14 protein-coding genes are annotated in these 20,828 nt (G+C 68.0%); 9 read left to right on the plus strand and 5 right to left on the minus strand.

What is annotated here, in order from left to right:
• The first annotated feature begins 2 nt into the window (after positions 1-2).
• The 7 genes from QE397_RS01795 (at position 3) to QE397_RS01825 (ending at position 12,750) form a co-directional block, all read left to right on the plus strand.
• Positions 3-1,265, plus strand: coding sequence for an MCE family protein (locus QE397_RS01795; protein WP_027504572.1), 1,263 nt, complete (start codon positions 3-5; stop codon positions 1,263-1,265).
• On the plus strand, positions 1,262-2,512 hold the full coding sequence (locus QE397_RS01800; protein ID WP_027504573.1) for an MCE family protein: 1,251 nt from the start codon (positions 1,262-1,264) through the stop codon (positions 2,510-2,512). The genes QE397_RS01795 and QE397_RS01800 overlap by 4 nt, the downstream gene beginning before the upstream one ends.
• A 70-nt stretch (positions 2,513-2,582) precedes the next feature.
• Positions 2,583-3,329, plus strand: a complete 747-nt coding sequence (locus tag QE397_RS01805; protein WP_222649764.1) for a hypothetical protein — start codon at positions 2,583-2,585, stop codon at positions 3,327-3,329.
• A 60-nt stretch (positions 3,330-3,389) separates the two neighbouring features.
• A complete protein-coding gene (locus tag QE397_RS01810; protein WP_285184355.1) occupies positions 3,390-4,151 on the plus strand; it encodes a hypothetical protein in 762 nt (253 codons plus the stop codon).
• Positions 4,152-4,591: 440 nt separating this feature from the next.
• Positions 4,592-8,098, plus strand: a complete 3,507-nt coding sequence (locus tag QE397_RS01815) for a DNA-directed RNA polymerase subunit beta (RefSeq protein ID WP_027504574.1) — start codon at positions 4,592-4,594, stop codon at positions 8,096-8,098.
• A 97-nt stretch (positions 8,099-8,195) separates the two neighbouring features.
• Positions 8,196-12,152, plus strand: a complete 3,957-nt coding sequence (locus QE397_RS01820) for a DNA-directed RNA polymerase subunit beta' (protein WP_027504575.1) — start codon at positions 8,196-8,198, stop codon at positions 12,150-12,152.
• Between the two features lie 208 nt (positions 12,153-12,360).
• Positions 12,361-12,750, plus strand: a complete 390-nt coding sequence (locus QE397_RS01825; protein WP_307091290.1) for a VOC family protein — start codon at positions 12,361-12,363, stop codon at positions 12,748-12,750.
• A gap of 16 nt (positions 12,751-12,766) precedes the next feature.
• On the opposite strand, the gene QE397_RS01830 is transcribed toward QE397_RS01825, so the two are convergent.
• Positions 12,767-13,093, minus strand: coding sequence for a hypothetical protein (locus QE397_RS01830; protein ID WP_307091292.1), 327 nt, complete (start codon positions 13,091-13,093; stop codon positions 12,767-12,769).
• Between the two features lie 99 nt (positions 13,094-13,192).
• Here QE397_RS01830 and QE397_RS01835 point away from each other — a divergent pair, with 99 nt between their 5' ends.
• The gene (locus QE397_RS01835) at positions 13,193-14,830 is read left to right on the plus strand and encodes an alkaline phosphatase (RefSeq protein WP_307091294.1); all 1,638 of its coding nucleotides are present in this window, start codon (positions 13,193-13,195) and stop codon (positions 14,828-14,830) included.
• Positions 14,831-14,847: 17 nt separating this feature from the next.
• Here the strand turns inward: QE397_RS01835 and QE397_RS01840 are convergent, their stop codons facing one another.
• Positions 14,848-16,431, minus strand: a complete 1,584-nt coding sequence (locus tag QE397_RS01840; RefSeq protein ID WP_307097312.1) for a GMC oxidoreductase — start codon at positions 16,429-16,431, stop codon at positions 14,848-14,850.
• 206 nt (positions 16,432-16,637) lie between these two features.
• Between QE397_RS01840 and QE397_RS01845 the strand changes: the two genes are divergently transcribed.
• A complete protein-coding gene (locus QE397_RS01845; RefSeq protein WP_307091295.1) occupies positions 16,638-17,600 on the plus strand; it encodes an MsnO8 family LLM class oxidoreductase in 963 nt (320 codons plus the stop codon).
• Between the two features lie 4 nt (positions 17,601-17,604).
• Here QE397_RS01845 and QE397_RS01850 read toward each other — a convergent pair whose 3' ends face one another.
• The 3 genes from QE397_RS01850 to QE397_RS01860 form a co-directional block, all read right to left on the minus strand.
• Positions 17,605-18,255: an endonuclease/exonuclease/phosphatase family protein gene (locus QE397_RS01850; protein WP_307091297.1), complete on the minus strand. Its 651-nt coding sequence runs from the start codon at positions 18,253-18,255 to the stop codon at positions 17,605-17,607.
• A 504-nt stretch (positions 18,256-18,759) separates the two neighbouring features.
• Positions 18,760-20,109 (minus strand): MFS transporter, encoded by a 1,350-nt coding sequence (locus QE397_RS01855; RefSeq protein WP_307091298.1) that lies wholly within the window; start codon positions 20,107-20,109, stop codon positions 18,760-18,762.
• A gap of 182 nt (positions 20,110-20,291) precedes the next feature.
• Positions 20,292-20,675, minus strand: a complete 384-nt coding sequence (locus QE397_RS01860; RefSeq protein WP_307091300.1) for a VOC family protein — start codon at positions 20,673-20,675, stop codon at positions 20,292-20,294.
• Positions 20,676-20,828: the final 153 nt, after the last annotated feature.

The raw sequence follows: 20,828 nt of genomic DNA on the forward strand, positions 1-20,828 counted from the left end.
CGATGAGAGTGCGCTCGCGTGGCCTGATGGCCGCCTCCGGTGCCTGCGTCGTCGCCGTGACGCTCAGTGCCTGCGGATCCAGCGGTATCTACGGGATCCCGCTGCCCGGCGGTGCCGACGTCGGATCGGATCCGATCCGGTTGACGTTGCAGTTCGACGACGTGCTGGACCTGGTTCCGCAATCGACCGTCAAGGTCGACGGTGTCCAGGTCGGTCGGGTCACCTCGGTCTCCGTGCCGAACGACTCGTGGATCGCCGACGTCGAGGTCGAGGTCGACTCGTCCGTGGACCTGCCGGCCAACGCCATGGCGTCCGTCCAGCAGACCAACCTGCTCGGCGAGAAGTTCGTCCAGCTCAGCGTTCCGGCCGACGACGCGGCGTCCGCGCGCCTCGCCTCGGGCGACACCATCCCCGTCGAGCGGACCCGCCACGCCACCGACATCGAGCAGGTGCTCGGCGCGCTGTCGATGTTGCTCAACGGCGGCGGCGTCGCGCAGCTCGCTCCGATCGTCAAGGAGCTGAACACCGCGCTCGGCGGCCGCGAGGACCGGGTGCGGAACCTGCTCGAGGAGGCCAACTCGCTCATCGGCGGCCTCGAGGATCAGAAGGCCGACATCACGCGCGCGATCGACGGTCTCGACGTCCTCACCGGCACGCTCAACCAGCAGACCGAGAAGATCGACCGGATCCTCGTCGATCTGCCGGTCGCCACCGAGGTGCTCGAACAGCAGCGTCCGCAGCTGACACAGCTTCTCGGTCAGCTCGATCGCCTCGGGCAGGTCGGGACCGACGTCATCGAGCGGTCGAAGGACGATCTGATCGCCGACCTGCGCGCACTGCGCCCGACCCTGCAGGAGCTCTCGACCTACGGCGACGAGCTGATCACGGACCTCGCGTTCGTGCCCACGTTCCCGTTCCCCGACGGCGTCGAGAAGATCACCCAGGGCAACGCGGTGAATCTGTTCCTCAGTGTGGATCTGCAGATCGGCAACCAGCTCACCGCGCTGGGCGTCGGCCAGGGCAACCCGATCTACAGCGCGCCCCGCAACGGCGATCCCAAGCCGCGGGTCGATCCGTCGAACCCGTACTACAACGGCAACGGCCCGCGTAACTCCTTCCCGACCATCTCGCTGCTGCCTCTGCCGCCCATCATCCCGTCGCCGACCCCGGCGCCGGGTGTACCCGCCGCCGCACCGTCGGCGAACCCGTTGGACGGCATCCTGCAGCAGTTCGGGATCGTTCCTCAGAACGAAGGTGGACAGTGAGATCCAAGCTGGTCAGCACACAGCTGATCCTCTTCGTCGTCATCGCCGTGCTCGGCCTGGTGTACGTCGGTGCCAAGTACGTGCGCGTCGACCAGCTGTTCGGCTTCGGCCAGTACACGGTCACCGGTCAGTTCGCCGATTCCGGCGGCATCTTCAGCAACGCCGAGGTGACGTACCGCGGCATTCCCGTAGGGCGCGTCGGTGAGCTGAAGCTGACCGAGCAGGGCGTCGACGTCGAACTGAAGCTCGAGAAGAGCGCTCCCGACGTCCCGGCCGACACCATCGCCGTGGTGGCCAACCGCTCCGCCATCGGTGAGCAGTACGTCGATCTGCAGCCGCGCACCGATCAGGGCCCGTTCCTGCAGGACGGCGACGTCATCCTGCAGGACGACACGTCCATCCCGACGCCGGTGGAGAGCCTGCTCAAGAACGTCAAGACGCTCGCGGACTCCGTGCCGGTCGACGATCTGCACACCGTGGTGACCGAGCTCGGTACCGGGTTCGCCGGCACGGGTGACTCACTGCAGCAGCTCGTCACCTCGCTGGACAGCTTCTCCGAGGACGGTCTCGCCAACCTGCCACAGACCCTCACGCTGATCCGCGACAGCCGCGTCGTGCTGGACACCCAGTCCGAGCAGTCGTCGTCCATTCAGCAGTTCAGCTCGGATCTGGATCTGGTCACCGCGCAGTTGCGGTCGAGCGATCCGGACATCCGACGACTGATCGACAACGGGCTTCCCGCCAGCGACCAGGTCGGCGCGCTCGTCGACCAGGCCGGCCCGGGTCTGACGACCAACCTGACGAACCTCGCGGGTGTGACCAGTGCACTGAGCCCGCGCACGTTCGCACTGCGTCCGCTGCTCCAGTTCCTCCCGGCCCTGGCGCAGGGAGCGAACTCGGCGAGTCCGGGTGACGGCACCATTCACTTCGGCATCGCGCTCGAGGTGAACAACCCGCCGTCGTGCACCCAGGGTTACGAGGGCACGCAGGCGATCCTCGACGCGGAGTACGCCAAGAACCCCGACTTCGATCCGACGCAGCAGGACTTCCCGTTGAACCTCGACGCGAACTGCACTGTGCCGCAGGGATCCCTGACGGGAGTGCGCGGCGCCAACAGCGTGCGCTTCGCCGATCCGCAGACGGTGCAGCCGTGGGACGACAAGCCCAAGGTCGCGCCGGACCCCCTGGATCTGAACCCGATCGCGACACAGCTGGCCGCACTGCTCGGTGTGACGGTCCGCCCCTGACCGTCGAGTCGGGTGAGGAGAGGTGCGCGGTGATGGCAGCGAGAAGTTACCCTCAAGTAGGGTGTCTGCTGTGACGCCAACCACCTCTCCTTCCGACCCGGACCTCGACGGCACCGACACCGGTGACGGCACGTCCGAGTCCACGCCCGCACCGGCGCCGCGCACGTCTCCGGTCGCCACGGCGGTGACTGCCGCGGCCGCCGCGATCACGTTGATCGCGGCCGTCGTGCTGAGCATCTTCTGGTTCCTCGCGTACCAGGAGTCCTCGGACGCCTCCCTGCGGGACGACGCCCTCGCCGGCGCCCGGCAGGCGGCGATCAATCTGAACTCCGTCGACTCGAACGATCTGGACAAGACGTTCGCCGACATCGAGTCCTCCATCACCGGTGACGAGCTCACCAACGGTCTGAACGACACCAAGGATCAGTTCCGCCAGCAGTTCGCGGAGACCGGTGTGGTCACCACCGCGGCAGTGCAGCACGCGTCGCTCGTCGGGTTCAGTTCCGACGACGGCACCGCGCAGTCGCTCGTGGTCCTCACCACCGACACCACCAAGCCGGACGGCAACGAGCGGTACCAGAGCACCCTGCGTCTCGAACTGCAGGACGTGGACGGCACGTGGAAGGCCACGCGTATCCAGCCCATCGGGCAGCGCATCCCCCTCGAGGTCCCGGGCGCACCCGCTGCGACGGGCGATCCCGCTGCACCCACCGATCCCGCCGCCACCGATCCCGCAGCTCCGGTCGACCCCGCAGCTCCGGTGGATCCCGCCGCGCCCGTCGATCCCGCTCCCGCACCGACCGACGGCGGTCAGTGACACCTCGCTGTCACGACGCCGTCCGTCCCGCTCGCCTCGCACCAGCCAGGAGTTCTTCCTATGCCCCCCGCACGCCGTAGACCCCCCACAGGCGCTCCCCGTGTCCCCGCCGGCAGCGTTCGTCGACCCAAGGTCGCCGGACGCTCCACGGCGCCCCCCGCGGGCGGCGACGCGATCGAGAACGAGACCACGACTGCGTCCACCGACGCGGCCTCGACCGTCGACCTGTCGAAGTCGTCGGCCGACACCGCTGCGGTCGACAGCGTTGCCACGGACTCGGTCGTGGACGAGACGACCGAGGCGGACGACGGCGCCCCCGCCGGCCGCACGGCCTGGTGGACTCCCCGCACGATGCTGCTCGCCGCACTCGCGGTGGTGTTCGCCGTCATCGCGCTCCTCGCCGTGGTGCGCCCCGGTACGTCCGAGGTGAGCAACCAGGCATGGGTCGACACTCCGGCCACACTCGAGGTCACGTCGGCCGGGCGCGACGCCCTGCAGACGGTGTTCAGCTACAAGTTCGACACGATCGACCAGGATCAGGCGGCCGCCCGCGCGGTGCTGAACGACGAGCGCCGCGGGGAGTACGACTCCACCGCGGAGCAGACCAAGCAGGGCGTCATCCAGACGCAGACCACCACGACGGCCACGGTCACCGACATCGGGGTGTCACTGCTCGACGGTGACCGGGCCGAGCTGCTGGCCAGCATGGACATCGCCGCGACGCAGGACACGGTCGACCAGGGAACGGTGCAGACGCCGGTCTCGGTGACCATGGAACGTGTCGACGGAAAGTGGCTGCTCGCGACCATCGACAACCGCTGATCGCCCGCTTCGAGCGGATTCGGGGGACGAAACGCCGCTCTCGCTCTTGACGCGAGGGCTTCGGGAGTCCACTCTGATTACCGGATTCATCGAACGCGGGTGCGACCCCGCTGCCATGATCGAGATCGACGCCGGAGCAAATGGAGGCACCGGGCGCCGGGATCGACGGGCAGGGGCGTACGGCGGTTCGTGGATCACGGCCCGTGCAGTCTCCGGGCCGAGCGCGCTCCCCGCGCGGACGCGGTTGCCATATCCGCCGCATTGGGGTACTTTTGGACGTTGCGCTGGGTGCCTCCTGTCCACTTCCAGACTTTGCCTGAATCGACACGTGTGTCGATCTCTGCTGAGCGAGGACTTCGTACGGGTAGTGACCAGCGAAGTTCCCACACAAAGAAGCAGATTAGCGACGGTCGCGCAGTGCACGAAGCGGCCCGCGTGAGGTGCTGGAAGGACGCATCTTGGCAGTCTCCACCCAGTCCAAGGAAAACGCCGGAACTCCCGGAGCCCCGAAGAGGGTGTCGTTCGCGAAGATTCGCGAACCCCTCGAAGTACCGGGGTTGCTCGATCTTCAGACCGATTCGTTCGAGTGGCTCGTCGGCACGCCGGAGTGGCGCGCACGTGCGGAAGCACGTGGCGACAGCTCTCGCAGCGGCGGTCTCGAGGACATCCTGACGGAGCTCTCTCCGATCGAGGACTTCTCCGGCTCGATGTCCCTCTCCTTCTCCGATCCGCGCTTCGACGAGGTCAAGGCCTCGATCGACGAGTGCAAGGACAAGGACATGACCTACGCGGCGCCGTTGTTCGTCACCGCGGAGTTCATCAACAACAACACCGGTGAGATCAAGAGCCAGACGGTCTTCATGGGTGACTTCCCGATGATGACCGACAAGGGCACGTTCATCATCAACGGCACCGAGCGCGTCGTCGTCTCGCAGCTCGTGCGTTCCCCGGGTGTCTACTTCGACCACGCCGTCGACAAGACCACCGAGAAGGATCTGCACAGCGTCAAGGTCATCCCCGGCCGCGGCGCCTGGCTCGAGTTCGACGTCGACAAGCGCGACACCGTCGGTGTCCGCATCGACCGCAAGCGTCGTCAGCCCGTCACCGTGCTCCTCAAGGCACTCGGCTGGACCACCGAGCAGATCACCGAGCGCTTCGGCTTCTCGGAGATCCTCATGGCCACGCTGGAGAAGGACAACACGGCCGGCACCGACGAGGCGCTGCTCGACATCTACCGCAAGCTCCGCCCGGGCGAGCCGCCCACGAAGGAGAGCGCGCAGACCCTGCTGGAGAACCTGTTCTTCAAGGAGAAGCGCTACGACCTCGCACGCGTGGGTCGCTACAAGATCAACAAGAAGCTGGGCCTGAACTCGGGTCTGCCCATCGAGGCGTCGACGCTGACCGAAGAGGACATCGTCGCCACCATCGAGTACCTCGTGCGTCTGCACGCGGGCGAGAAGTCGATGACGGCACCCGACGGCGTCGAGGTTCCCGTGGAGGTCGACGACATCGACCACTTCGGCAACCGTCGTCTCCGCACGGTCGGCGAGCTGATCCAGAACCAGATCCGCGTGGGCCTGTCCCGCATGGAGCGTGTGGTCCGCGAGCGGATGACCACCCAGGACGTCGAGGCCATCACGCCGCAGACCCTGATCAACATCCGTCCCGTGGTCGCTGCCATCAAGGAGTTCTTCGGAACCTCGCAGCTGTCGCAGTTCATGGACCAGAACAACCCGCTGTCGGGTCTGACGCACAAGCGTCGCCTGTCGGCGCTGGGCCCCGGCGGTCTGTCGCGTGAGCGCGCCGGCCTCGAGGTCCGCGACGTCCACCCGTCGCACTACGGCCGCATGTGCCCCATCGAGACCCCGGAAGGCCCGAACATCGGCCTGATCGGATCGCTCTCGGTGTACGCCCGTGTGAACCCGTTCGGTTTCATCGAGACGCCGTACCGCAAGGTCGTCGAGGGACAGGTCACCGACGACGTCGACTACCTGACCGCCGACGAGGAGGACCGCCACGTCGTGGCGCAGGCCAACTCGTCGATCGACACCTCGGGTCGTTTCGTCGACGAGAAGATCCTCGTCCGCCGTAAGGGTGGAGAGGTCGAGTTCGTCTCGTCGATGGACGTCGACTACATGGACGTCTCGCCTCGGCAGATGGTCTCGGTCGCCACGGCGATGATCCCGTTCCTCGAGCACGACGACGCCAACCGCGCACTGATGGGCGCGAACATGCAGCGTCAGGCCGTGCCGCTGGTGCGCAGCGAGGCTCCGCTCGTCGGAACCGGCATGGAGCTGCGTGCCGCTGTCGATGCCGGCGACGTCATCGTCAACGAGAAGTCCGGTGTCATCGAGGAGGTGTCCGCCGACTACGTCACCGTGATGGCGGACGACGGCACTCGCAACACCTACCGGATGCGCAAGTTCGCGCGCTCGAACCAGGGCACCTGTGCCAACCAGCGTCCGATCGTGGACGAGGGCGCACGGGTCGAGGCCGGCCAGGTCCTGGCCGACGGTCCCTGCACCGAGAACGGTGAGATGGCGCTGGGCAAGAACCTGCTCGTCGCGATCATGCCGTGGGAGGGCCACAACTACGAGGACGCGATCATCCTGTCGCAGCGCCTCGTGGAAGAGGACGTCCTGACCTCGATCCACATCGAGGAGCACGAGATCGATGCCCGCGACACCAAGCTCGGTGCCGAGGAGATCACCCGTGACATCCCGAACGTCTCGGACGAGGTCCTCGCCGATCTCGACGAGCGCGGCATCATCCGTATCGGTGCCGAGGTTCGTGACGGCGACGTCCTGGTCGGAAAGGTCACGCCGAAGGGCGAGACCGAGCTGACCCCGGAGGAGCGCCTGCTGCGCGCCATCTTCGGCGAGAAGGCCCGCGAGGTCCGCGACACGTCTCTGAAGGTTCCGCACGGCGAGAACGGAAAGGTCATCGGCATTCGCGTGTTCTCGCGCGAGGACGACGACGATCTGCCTCCCGGCGTGAACGAGCTGGTCCGCGTCTACGTGGCCCAGAAGCGCAAGATCCAGGACGGCGACAAGCTCGCCGGCCGCCACGGCAACAAGGGCGTCATCGGCAAGATCCTCCCCCAGGAGGACATGCCGTTCCTGTCCGACGGCACCCCGGTCGACATCATCCTGAACACGCACGGCGTGCCGCGTCGTATGAACATCGGTCAGATCCTCGAGACTCACCTCGGCTGGATCGGCAAGACCGGATGGAACATTCAGGTGGCCGCGGACGGAGTCCGACCCGACTGGGCCGCGACGCTGCCCGAGGAGATGCTGGCCGCCGAGGCGGACACCAACATCGCCACCCCGGTGTTCGACGGTGCGAAGGAGGACGAGCTCACCGGCCTGCTGGCGAGCACGATCCCGAACCGCGACGGCGAGCGCATGGTCGGCGCGGACGGAAAGGCCACCCTGTTCGACGGCCGTTCCGGCGAGCCGTTCCCGTACCCGGTCTCCGTGGGCTACATGTACATCATCAAGCTGCACCACCTCGTCGACGACAAGATCCACGCTCGTTCGACCGGTCCGTACTCGATGATCACGCAGCAGCCCCTCGGTGGTAAGGCGCAGTTCGGTGGACAGCGCTTCGGCGAGATGGAGTGCTGGGCCATGCAGGCCTACGGCGCTGCGTACACGCTGCAGGAGCTCCTCACCATCAAGTCCGACGACGTGGTCGGCCGCGTGAAGGTCTACGAGGCCATCGTCAAGGGCGAGAACATTCCGGAGCCCGGTATCCCCGAGTCCTTCAAGGTGCTCCTCAAGGAGCTCCAGTCGCTGTGCCTCAACGTGGAGGTGCTGTCCTCGGACGGCGCGGCCATCACGATGGCGGACGGCGACGACGAGGATCTCGAGCGTGCCGCGGCCAACCTGGGAATCAATCTCTCCCGCAACGAGTCCGCGACCGTCGACGATCTCGCGCAGTAATCGGTGACAGGCCGGCGCGAGGGGACTCGCGCCGGCCCACCCCCGATCACTCGTAGCAGCAGAAAACTATCCCTGAGAAGGGGAAAGGAAGTACGACGTGCTGGACGTCAACTTCTTCGATGAACTCCGCATCGGTCTCGCGACCGCGGACGACATCCGCAATTGGTCCTACGGCGAGGTCAAGAAGCCGGAGACCATCAACTACCGCACGCTCAAGCCCGAGAAGGACGGCCTGTTCTGCGAGAAGATCTTCGGACCTACTCGCGACTGGGAGTGCTACTGCGGCAAGTACAAGCGCGTGCGCTTCAAGGGCATCATCTGTGAGCGCTGTGGCGTCGAGGTGACTCGCGCCAAGGTGCGTCGTGAGCGCATGGGACACATCGAGCTGGCCGCACCGGTCACGCACATCTGGTACTTCAAGGGTGTTCCGTCGCGCCTCGGCTACCTGCTGGACCTGGCGCCGAAGGATCTCGAGAAGATCATCTACTTCGCCGCCTACGTCATCACGTCGGTCGACGACGAGCTGCGCCACAACGAGCTCTCCACTCTCGAGGCCGAGATGGAGGTCGAGAAGAAGGCCGTCGCCGATCAGCGTGACGCCGACCTCGAGGCCCGTGCGCAGAAGCTCGAGGCAGACATCGCCGAGCTCGAGGCGGAGGGCGCCAAGTCCGACGTCCGTCGCAAGGTCAAGGACGGTGGCGAGCGCGAGATGCGTCAGCTCCGTGACCGCGCGCAGCGTGAGCTGGATCGTCTCGAGGAGATCTGGACCACCTTCACCAAGCTGGCCAAGAAGCAGCTCATCGTCGACGAGCTCATCTACCGCGAGCTGATCGACCGCTACGGCGAGTACTTCACGGGTGCGATGGGCGCGGAGTCCATCCAGAAGCTCATGGAGACCTTCGACATCGAGGCCGAGGCCGAGAGCCTGCGCGAGACCATCCGCAGTGGCAAGGGCCAGAAGAAGCTCCGTGCGCTGAAGCGTCTCAAGGTCGTCGCCGCGTTCCAGTCCACGGGCAACTCGCCCATGGGCATGGTGCTCGACGCCGTGCCGGTGATCCCGCCGGAGCTGCGTCCGATGGTGCAGCTCGACGGTGGACGTTTCGCGACGTCCGACCTCAACGATCTGTACCGCCGCGTCATCAACCGCAACAACCGCCTCAAGCGACTGATCGACCTCGGTGCTCCCGAGATCATCGTCAACAACGAGAAGCGGATGCTGCAGGAGTCGGTCGACGCCCTGTTCGACAACGGTCGTCGTGGCCGTCCGGTCACCGGACCGGGCAATCGCCCGCTCAAGTCGCTGTCCGATCTGCTCAAGGGCAAGCAGGGTCGTTTCCGTCAGAACCTGCTCGGCAAGCGCGTCGACTACTCGGGCCGTTCGGTCATCGTCGTCGGACCGCAGCTCAAGCTGCACCAGTGCGGTCTGCCGAAGCTCATGGCACTCGAGCTGTTCAAGCCGTTCGTGATGAAGCGTCTGGTGGATCTCAACCACGCGCAGAACATCAAGTCGGCCAAGCGCATGGTCGAGCGTCAGCGCGCACAGGTGTGGGACGTCCTCGAAGAGGTCATCGCCGAGCACCCCGTGCTGCTGAACCGCGCACCGACGCTGCACCGTCTGGGCATCCAGGCATTCGAGCCGCAGCTGGTCGAGGGCAAGGCCATCCAGCTGCACCCCCTCGTGTGCGAGGCGTTCAACGCCGACTTCGACGGTGACCAGATGGCAGTACACCTGCCGCTGTCCGCCGAGGCGCAGGCCGAGGCGCGCATCCTGATGCTGTCGTCGAACAACATCCTGTCGCCGGCATCGGGCCGACCGCTCGCCATGCCGCGTCTGGACATGGTGACGGGTCTGTTCCACCTGACGCGTCTCGACGACAAGGCTCTGGGCGAGTTCCAGGCCTCGACGTCCGACTCGGCGGAGCTGGGCATCTACGCCAGCCCGGCCGAGGCGCAGATGGCCGTCGATCGCGGCGTCCTGACCGTGCAGTCGCAGATCAAGGTGCGTCTGACGCAGCAGCGTCCGTCGCGCGAGATCGAGGCGGAGCTGTTCCCCGACGGCTGGACCCCGGGCGATGCCTGGACCGCCGAGACGACGCTGGGCCGCGTGCTCTTCAACGAGCTGCTCCCGACGAACTACCCGTTCGTCAACGAGCAGATGCCGAAGAAGCGCCAGGCGACGATCATCAACGATCTCGCCGAGCGGTACCCGATGATCGTGGTCGCGCAGACCGTCGACAAGCTCAAGGACGCCGGCTTCTACTGGGCCACGCGTTCGGGTGTCACGATCTCCATCTCCGACGTCCTCGTGCCGCCGGAGAAGCCGCAGATCCTCGAGGAGTTCGAGGCTCAGGCCGACCGCCTGGAGAAGCAGTACCAGCGTGGCGCTCTCGACCGGACCGAGCGCAACTCGGCCCTGGTCAAGATCTGGCAGGAAGCCACCGAGCAGGTCGGTAAGGCCATGGAGGCCCACTTCCCCGACGAGAACCCGATCCCGATGATCGTGAAGTCCGGCGCAGCCGGAAACATGACGCAGGTGCGGTCGCTCGCCGGCATGAAGGGTCTGGTGACCAACCCGAAGGGTGAGTTCATCCCGCGCCCGATCAAGTCCTCCTTCAAGGAGGGCTTGACGGTCCTGGAGTACTTCATCAACACGCACGGTGCTCGTAAGGGTCTGGCCGACACGGCGCTTCGTACCGCCGACTCGGGCTACCTGACGCGTCGTCTGGTCGACGTCTCGCAGGACGTCATCGTTCGGGAGACCGACTGTGGCACCGAGCGCGGCATCACCACGGTGATCGCGGAGAAGCTGGCCGACGGCTCGATGATCCGCGACGCGCACGTCGAGACCTCGACGTACGCCCGCACCCTGGCCGCCGACGCGGTCGACGCCGACGGCAACGTCATCGTCGAGCGTGGACACGACCTGGGCGACCCGGCCATCGACGCGCTGCTCGCAGCGGGCATCACGTCGGTCAAGGTCCGTTCGGTGCTCACCTGCACCACCGGAACCGGCGTCTGCGCCACCTGCTACGGCCGTTCCATGGCCACCGGCAAGCTCGTCGACATCGGCGAGGCCGTCGGTATCGTCGCGGCACAGTCGATCGGTGAGCCCGGCACGCAGCTCACGATGCGTACCTTCCACCAGGGTGGTGTGGCCGGCGACGACATCACCGGTGGTCTGCCCCGAGTGCAGGAGCTCTTCGAGGCTCGTGTGCCCAAGGGCAAGGCGCCCATCGCGGACGTCTCGGGTCGCATCCAGCTCGAGGACGGTGACCGTTTCTACAAGATCACCATCGTCCCGGACGACGGCGGCGAAGAGGTCGTCTACGACAAGCTCTCCAAGCGTCAGCGTCTGCGTGTCTTCAAGCACGACGACGGCACGGAGCGTCTGTTGTCGGACGGTGACCACGTCGAGGTCGGTCAGCAGCTCATGGAAGGTGCTGCCGATCCCCACGAGGTCCTGCGAGTCATGGGCCCGCGCCAGGTGCAGATCCACCTCGTCAACGAGGTCCAGGAGGTGTACCGCAGCCAGGGTGTGTCCATCCACGACAAGCACATCGAGACGATCGTTCGTCAGATGCTCCGCCGCGTGACCATCATCGATTCGGGCTCCACGGAGTTCCTGCCCGGATCGCTGACCGAGCGCAGTGAGTTCGAGTCGAGCAACCGTCGCGTCGTGTCCGAGGGTGGCGAGCCCGCGGCCGGACGTCCGGTGCTGATGGGTATCACCAAGGCATCGCTGGCGACCGACTCGTGGCTGTCCGCGGCGTCGTTCCAGGAGACCACCCGAGTGCTGACCGACGCGGCGATCAACTGCCGCTCGGACAAGCTCATCGGTCTCAAGGAGAACGTGATCATCGGAAAGCTGATCCCCGCCGGCACCGGCATCAACCGGTACCGGAACATCACGGTTCAGCCCACCGAGGAAGCACGTGCCGCGGCCTACGCGGTGCCGTCGTACGACGATCAGTACTACAGCGCGGACGGCTTCGGCCAGAACACCGGTGCTGCAGTGCCGCTCGACGACTACGGTTTCTCCGGCGACTACCGCTAGAGACGAGCAACATCGAGCCCCATCCCGCTTCGGCGGGGTGGGGCTCGTGTCGTTTCCGAGCTGCTCGCGCTGCTCGGCTGGGTTGCGCCGCGCGCTGCGCACGGTGGTGTGCGCAGGTTGCAGAGTGCGCTGATGGCCGGGCGCTGCGCGCGCCGGCCCCGGTGGGGCACCGCGATGAGTTCCGGGCCACCGCGGAGTCGGCACCTGTATGACCGAGACTCCCAGCACCATCACGAACATCGGCGTGGCCATGTTCACCGTCGCCGACCAGGACGCAGCCCTCGACTTCTACACGCGTGTACTCGGATTCGAGGTGCGCGGAGACACCCGCTTCGGTCCGAACCAGGAGTACCGCTGGCTGGAGGTGGCGCCGCCGGGGTCCACAGCGCGCCTGGCGCTCAACCCGCCGATGTACGACACGCCGGGAGGTTCCGCGATCGGGGTGGAGACCGCGGACGTCCGGGCGGAACACGCACGTCTGAGTGCCATCGGCGGCGTCGACATGGAACCGCTCGGTGAGGACGACGATCCGAACGTGCCGCCGATGTTCATGCTGAAGGATCCCGACGGCAACGTCATCACCGTCGTGCAGGCGTGATCCGTTCCCTCCCGGCTCAGCGCAGAGCGAGGGTCGGGAGGGACAAGCTCACCAGCATCAGCGCGAACAGCAGCCAGGCGGCGCCCTGCCAGACGGGCCACGTCCCGCGGTGGCGGTAGGAGCGGTAGCCGATCCACAGTGCGCCGATCCCCCCGAGCAGACAGACACCCGGGACGAGCGCGGCGATCACGACGCTGGACGCGCCCGCTGCGAGGAACACGGCCACCGCGACGGCAGCGATGCCGATCACTGCCCCGTCGTACGTGGCCGCGTGCCGGATCGCGCGCGGATCGCGCCACCGCTTCTCGACGTCGCGTCTGCCCATCTCTCGTTTGTCGTCCATGTCGTCTGCGTACCCGATTCGGGTGGCTTCAGCGCGAGTCCTCGCGCGCGTCGTCTCCGATCCACACGGAGTTTCCTTTCGAGGGGCACCGTTCGGTCCATGAGCCGTCGTGATCTCGTCATCGGTGCCGATCGTTCTCTGCGTGCCGGCACCACGCGTCGTTCGTTCCTCACGTGGACCGCACTGGTCGGTGCGCTCGCGATGACACCGGAACTGTCGAGCGCGACGTCGCACGCGCAGCCGCAACGCGGCACCCCGGCCGACTACCCGTTCCGCCTCGGCGTCGCGTCGGGCGATCCGCTTCCGGACTCGGTGGTGCTGTGGACTCGTCTCGCGGTCGACCCACTCGCTCCGGTCGGCGGTATGCGGCCGGGTGTGGTGCCGGTGCGGTGGGAGATCGCCGAGGACGAACGGTTCGGGCGGGCGGTGAGCCAGGGCATCGAACTGGCATCCGATGCGGACGGCTGGTCGGTGCACGTGGACGTACGGGGTCTGGCTCCGGCGCGGGAGTACTTCTACCGCTTCATGGTCGGTCCGCACGTGAGCACCGTCGGGCGAACGAGGACGGCGCCCGCACCGGGATCACCCCTCGCGTCACTGTCGTTCGCATGGGCGTCGTGCCAGAAGTGGGAGGACGGGTTCTACGGCGCCTATGCCGATCTCGCGGCGAGTGACCCGGACGTCGTGTTCTTCCTCGGCGACTACATCTACGAGTACGCGATCGAAGGTACAGGCGCCCGCGCGTCGCAGCCACGGCCCGAGTCCGCGGGACGAGAGACGCTGGCACTGAACGACTATCGCGATCGGTACGCGCTGTACAAGTCGGATCCCGACCTGGCGTCGGCGCACGCAGCGGCGCCGTGGATCACCACCTTCGACGATCACGAGGTGGACAACAACTGGGCCGGGGCGATCAGCCAGGATGCCGGCACCGCCGCTCCCGGCGATCCTGCGGGTGATCCGCGGTTGTTCCTCCTGCGCCGCGCCGATGCGTTCAAGGCGTGGTGGGAGAACACTCCCGTGCGGATGGCCCAGCGACCGACGGGGCCGGATCTGACGGCGTACCGCCGCTTCAGTTTCGGTGACCTGGTGGACTTCTCGGTGCTCGACACCCGGCAGTACCGCAGCGATCAGGCCAACGGGGACGGCGAACACGCGCAGAACGCGGAGACCGCGGACCCGAGTCGCACCATCACCGGAGCGGCACAGGAGAAGTGGATCCTCGACGGCTTCGGGTCCGGCGCCACGTGGAAGTTCCTCGCGCACCAGACGGTGATCTCCGACCTCGCCCGCATCAGTGACGGCGAGCGGAAGGTCGGGATGGACCCGTGGAGTGGGTACGAGGCGTCACGGCACCGCATCCTCGACGGCGCTCGCGACCGGGGCATCACCCTCGCGTCCATCGTGGGCGACATCCACCGCACCATCGTGTCGGAACTGCGCCGCGACTATCAGGACGACTCCGCCCCGGTGGTGGGCGTCGAGATCGCGTCGACCTCCATCGCGTCGGGCAAGGACGGTGCGGACGTCGACACGGCCGGTGCGGACATCGCGGCCGCGTCACCGCACGTCAAATTCGGCAATGCCCGACGCGGTTACCTGCGTGCGACGCTGACGCCGACGGAGTGGCGGTCCGAGGTCCGGGTCCTGGACGCGATCTCGATTCCCGGCGCGCCGGTCCGCACGGCAGCGACCGTGACGGTGCCGGAGGGGCGGCCGGAGATCGGCTTGGCCTAGCGGACGGCCGGGTACGCCTAGCGGCCCGCGGCGATGACGGCCGCGATGTTGCGCTCGGCGAGCGCGGTGATGGTGAGAGACGGGTTGGCGGCGCCCGTACTGCCCGGTACGAGAGCTCCGTCCATGACGTACAGGCCGGGATGCCCCTTCACTCGTCCGTACGCATCGGTGACGTCGCCCAGGACCGCACCGCCGAGAGGGTGCGCGGTGAACGTGTCGTCGACGTCGCGAGTGAACGGCTCGGCGGAGACGACGGTGCGGCCGGCCTGTGCCATCCGGTTCTGCACCGCGCGCAGTGCCTCGACGGTGTCGCGGCTGCCGCCCTTGGGCCAGGTCAAGCTCATCCCGTCCGTCGCACGGTCGTAACGGAAATCGGCCCGCAGCGGGTCGATGGTCATACCGAGCGATCCGAGGAACCCCATCTCGGTGGGAACGCCCGGGACGTACCAGTTCTCGACGCTGAGAGGCAGGCCCGTGTCGTCGACGATGCGGGAGGCGCACGGCGCCCCCTGCGGTCCGCCGCCGATGGGGCCGAGCGAGCGGGTCATGAAGGCGTCGCCGTTGGTGCCCCATCCGCGTCCGACGAACTCGTTGAGCTCCGGAAGCGCGCCGGTGGCCTGTGCGCGGACCAGCAGTTCGGTGGTGCCGATGGATCCTGCGCCGAGGATCAGCGAGTCGCAGGTCAGCGTGCGCGTCTCGAGTACGTTGCCCTCGGGATCGAGGCGCCGCACCTCCACGCGGTAGCGGCCACCGCTCTCGGTGCCGATGGCGACGACCTCGTGGCTGTGACACACCACGGCGTTGCCCGTGGCCTCGGCCTGCGGGATGTAGTTCTGCGTCAGGTCGTGCTTCGCGCCGTTGGAGTTGCCGAACGTGCTGCAACCGACGGTGGCGGACGGCCGGGACCGACCCGACATCTCGTCACGCAGCACGTTCCAGTTCCAGCCTCCGTCGACGCGCTGCGGGTCGAAACCGGCGCGGCGGGCGTGGTCGTCCCACGTCCTGGAGTGGGCGAACCCGGGGGAGGCGTAGATGTCGTCGGGCATGGTCGACGGCCGGAGCACCGAGCGAGCCTTGGGGTACCACTGCGACGCCATCTCGTCGTAGTCCACGCGGCCACCGAAGGAGAGATCGAAGAAGCGCTTGTCCGGGGCGATGCTGACGCCGGTGTAGACGACGGAGCCGCCGCCCACCGCGGCTGCACGCCACACCGACAGGTTCTCGTATCGGGTGGTGTCGAGGACGCCGTTGAACCAGTCGACGGGCCCCACAGGCATGCCGGTGAGGTTGGTGAACGAACGCTGATGCCACAGGCCGCGCCCGTCGGCCGTCATGTCGGCGGTGAAGATGTCGCGGAACGGATCGCGCGGCCAGCGGAGTCCTCGTTCGAGCACGGTGACCGACGTACCGGCCTGCGCGAGCCGCAACGCCGCGGCGCTGGCTCCGAAGCCCGATCCGATGACGAGGGCGGGTGAGTGGTCCGGTGGACGCGGAGGGTCGGCGAACAGTTCGGGCAAGAGGTTCCGGATCGAGGGGACGCCGAGCGGGAGTGCGGACGCCGTCGACCGGGTGATCGCGGGCGGGACCGCGAGGCCCACCATTCCTGCTGCGGCCAGTTGCAGCAGTTGCCTGCGCTTCACGTGCACACCCACCATCGATCGAGAACAGTCGAATGGTCAGTCTCCCGTGAATGGTGCAGGTGGTGGAACCACTCGACCGGATTGTATGACTGTTAACCAATCTTCGTGCTGGTTTTTCGGGCGGGTCGGGGCGGAACAGGGCGGCTCCCGCGAGGGTTGTGCAGAGTATGCGTCTGTCCCTTCTCGATCGCTCCCGTACCCGCACCGATCGGTCTGCCGCCGCCGCGGTGTCGGACACGATCGAGCGTGCGCGGTGGGCCGAGGCGGCGGGTTACGAGCGGTTCTGGGTGGCCGAGCATCACGCCGTCCCCGGCATCGCGAGCGGCTCACCCGCGGTGTTGCTCGCCGCGATCGGCGCGGCGACGTCGCGGATTCGGCTGGGGTCGGGCGGCGTCATGCTGCCGAACCACTCGCCCATCGTCGTCGCCGAGCAGTTCGCGATGCTCGACGCGCTGTGTCCCGGCCGGGTCGACCTCGGTGTCGGCCGGTCGCTGGGGTTCACTCCGCCGATACGCAAGGTGCTGCGGGCGGACACCGAGGACGCCGAGCGCTTCGCCGACGACCTCGCGGATCTGCAGGACTTCCTGCTCGGCACCGGTCCGGTGACCGTGCAGCCCGCGCCCGAGCGACTGATCCCGATCCACGTTCTCGCGACGGGTCACGGGCTGGCGATCGCCGCGCAGCGCGGGCTCCCCGTCGTGGTGGGCGGTCCGATGCTGTCGGGGGACCTGGCTCCACTGGAGGCGTATCGACGCGAGTTCGTTCCCTCGGCCTTCGCGGCGCAGCCGTCCGTGACGGTGTCGCTCGACGTGCTGGTCGCCGACACCGACGCCGAGGCCCGCCGTCTCGCCATGGCGGAGGCCGTGGCCATGGCGGACTCCCGCCGGACCGGGGAGTTCCCACCGTTGCGGGCGGTCACCGAGATGCCCGACGGACTCACTCCCCGAGCTCGGGAGTCGGCCCAGCGCTCCCTCGACGGCAGCGTGCACGGCAGTCCGGCGACGGTGCGCCGCCGGCTCGAGGACCTCGTCGACCGCACCGGTGCCGACGAGATCCTGTCCTCGGCATCGACGTTCGACCGTGACGCTCTGCGTGCGTCCGACGAGGCGTTGGCCGCACTGCTGCGCTGACGGGTCAGACCTGTAGGTCCACCCATACCAGTCTGTGATCGCTGGCCGACAGCAACTCGGCGCCCGGCTCGCCGGGCGCGGGCCAGAAGACCCCCGACCCGGTGACCGTCAGATCGGTGCTCGGCAGGACGTAGTCCACCCGCAGATCACCCGGCACGGGATCGGCGAAGTCCGCCGTGTGGGTGCCGGCGGTCGGCGAGGTGGGCGCCGGGTCCTGCAGCGCCGGGCTGTCGAGCAGTTGCGCGATGGCGCCCGGATAGGAGTCCCCGTCGACCGGATCGCTGTTCTGGTCCCCCAACACCACGAACGAGGAGCCGTTCGGCAGGCCGCCGGCGAGTCCGGTGTCGTCGACGAGGTAGTCGGCGCCGGCGATGTAGTCCGCGGTGAGCCGGATCTCGTCGTGATTGCGTCGGCCGTTGCGGTCCTCGGGCCCGTCGAAGGAGGGCGGCGTGGGGTGCGAGACGAGCAGGTGGATCACCCGCCCGTCGATGTCCACGGGCACGTCCCAGTGCGATTTGCTCGACAGGCGCAGGGCGTCCGAGTTCGCGCCGTAGTACTCGCGCGGGAGCAGGTTGTCGGGCATGTCGGCCCAGCGGAAGGTCTGGAACGTGCGGACCGCGGCGGCGTCGAGTGGGAACTTCGAGAGGACGACCATGCCGTACTGGCCGGGAACTGCCCGAAGCCCCAGGCATCGTTCGGTCCGTCGGACCGCCCGTCGCCGTCGAGGTCGAGCCCGGACGGCTCGCCGGTGTTGACAGGTGCCGTGTACGCGAACGGGTAGTCGATCGGTGCGTCGCCGACGGCGAGGTAGTTGTCGCGGAAGAGGTCGACGGCGCCGTCGGAGTAGTCGAACTCATTAAGCAGCAGCATGTCCGGGGCGTTGCGCTGAACCACGTCGGCCACCGACCGGATCTGCGGATCCGTTCCGGACCGCAGAGCCGCGACCAGATCGCCGGCGGCGGGGCGGTTCATGCTGGCGTTGTACGTCGCGACGCGGACGGTGCGCGGGTCACCGGGCGGCTCGTCGGCGGCAGGCGCGCTGCAGGCGGTGATCGTCAGGACGGACGCGGCGAGAAGCACGCGGGTGAGTCGCATGGTGCGGGACGCTATCGCGCCGCCCTGACAGACGGGCGAACACGAGGGGGCGGGCAGGGGCGCGTCAGGCCACGCCGTCCAGCACCCGCTGCGCGTCCGGCGACACGTACGGGTAGGCGCAGAGGGCGAGCACGCCCCCGATCAGCAGCAGGGGCAGCAGCGGGACCATGCCGGTGGTGAGGGAGCCGTACGCGTCGGACACCGCGCCGACGAGGAGCGGTCCGACGGCGCCGCCCACGGTCGCGGCGATCTGCAGCAGTCCGTAACCCAGTCCGCGGTCGCGCGGGGCGAGCACGTCGGCGACGCACGAGGTGAGCGTGGGGATCGCCCAGGCGGTGAAGAAGCCGAAGACGGTGAGCAGCACGGTGAAGGGCAGCCAGCTCTCGGAGGCCAACGCCCCGGCCATGGCCGCGGTGCCCTGCAGGATTCCGGTGCCGCCCACCAGGACGCGCCACTGCGACGGCGTCGAGAACAGGGTTCGCCGGGTGAGCAGGGATCCGACGAGCGTGCCGCCGACGATGCCGATCAGTGTCAGACCACCGCCCGCGGACGCGGCGGCCGCTTCGCCGAGGCCGAATCGGCGTTGCAACAGGCTGGGCACCCAGAACGTCAGGCCACCGACCGCGAGGCTCATGACGGTGAGCGCGCCGCCGGTGAACCACAGCGTCCGGATCGGTGCGACGCGGCGGAGTTGGACCGGCATCGGGTCGGTGGTGGCCTCCGGCGCAGGCGTGTCCGCGCTGCCCGCGGCCAGTCTGTCGGCGTACCCCCGTTCGGGCTCGCGCACGCGTGACATCAGGACGGCGACCACCACACCGGGAATCGCCATGACGAGGAAGGCGCCGCGCCACCCGAGCCACTCGGCGAGCACTCCGCCCAGCACGATGCCGGCGCCGCCGAGGTAGGCCGCGGTCCGCCACCACCCGAAGGCCGTCGGGCGGGTCGCGGGTGGGTGGAAGTCGGCGAGCATGCTGGCGCTGGCCGGGTTGTCGACGGCCTCGGCGGCGGCGAGGCCCATGCGCACCAGGTAGAAGACGGCGAAGGTGGGAGCGAGCGCGGAACCGACCGTCGCCAGGGCCCACAGGAACACGACGACGGTGATGATGCGGCCGCGGTCGTGGCGATCGGCGAGGTAGGCGGCGGGCATCGCGAGGAGGCCCGCGGCGACGGCGGCCGCGGTGGGGATGGAACCGGCCGCCGTGTCGCCGAACCCGAACTCCGCCTGCAGCTGCGGCAGCACGGCGGCGACCAGGCTGAACTCGATGCGGTCTACGAGGGAGACCAGCACCAGCACGATCGCGGGTCCCCACCCGTACGGGAGGGTGAGGGAGTCGCGCCGCGCCCCGATCGTGCGCCACCGCGGTGCTCGCGTCGCCGCCGCACCCCGCTCGGTCCGATTCTCGGTCTCCGTCACTGCCGCCCCCGTCCGACCGGCGCGCCTGCCGATTCGGGCGCAGCCTATTCCGGCGAAACGCCCGGGTGCCGTCGTCGGGAGAAGCTTGGGCGGACCCACCATCGGGCCCGCCCGGACCCTTGCTCCGTCACCCCCGTGCGCCTTTTGCGTATCCCTGGATGCGCGAAAGGCGCACGGGGGCGTCAGCCCACCGGCAGTTGCTGCACCGCCCACCTGTTGCCGTCCGGGTCGGCGAAGTACGTGAACAACCCCCAGCCCTCGTCCTTCACCGGGGTGGCCTCGACGCCCGCGGACAGCAGCATCTCGTACGCGGCCTGCGCGTCCTGCACGACGACGAGCATGCCCTCGACGGATCCGGGTGCGGCGGAGGTGATGTTCCTCCCGATCGCGATCGAGCACGCGGAACCGGGTGGGGTCAGCTGCACGTAGCGCACGTCAGGGAACGGACTCGCGTCGTGGTCTGCGTGGAAGCCGATGCGCGTGTAGAACTCCTTCGCGCGGTCCACGTCGGTGACGGGCAGCATGACGAGCTGGATCTCCATGGTGAGCGGGTGCGTGGCGGTCATGGTCGGCCTCTCCTCGTGTCGGATGATGACCGAGATTCTGCTCCCGATCGAGGACGATCCCGGTCCGCAATGCGCCGCCGATTCCGAGGAACAGTAGGTGTCATCTCCGGTCACAGGTACTGTGACCGGACATTCGTCGTCAGGAGGACTCAC

Origin of the sequence: Rhodococcus sp. SORGH_AS_0301, assembly GCF_030818285.1 — a bacterium.
GTDB lineage: Bacteria > Actinomycetota > Actinomycetes > Mycobacteriales > Mycobacteriaceae > Rhodococcoides.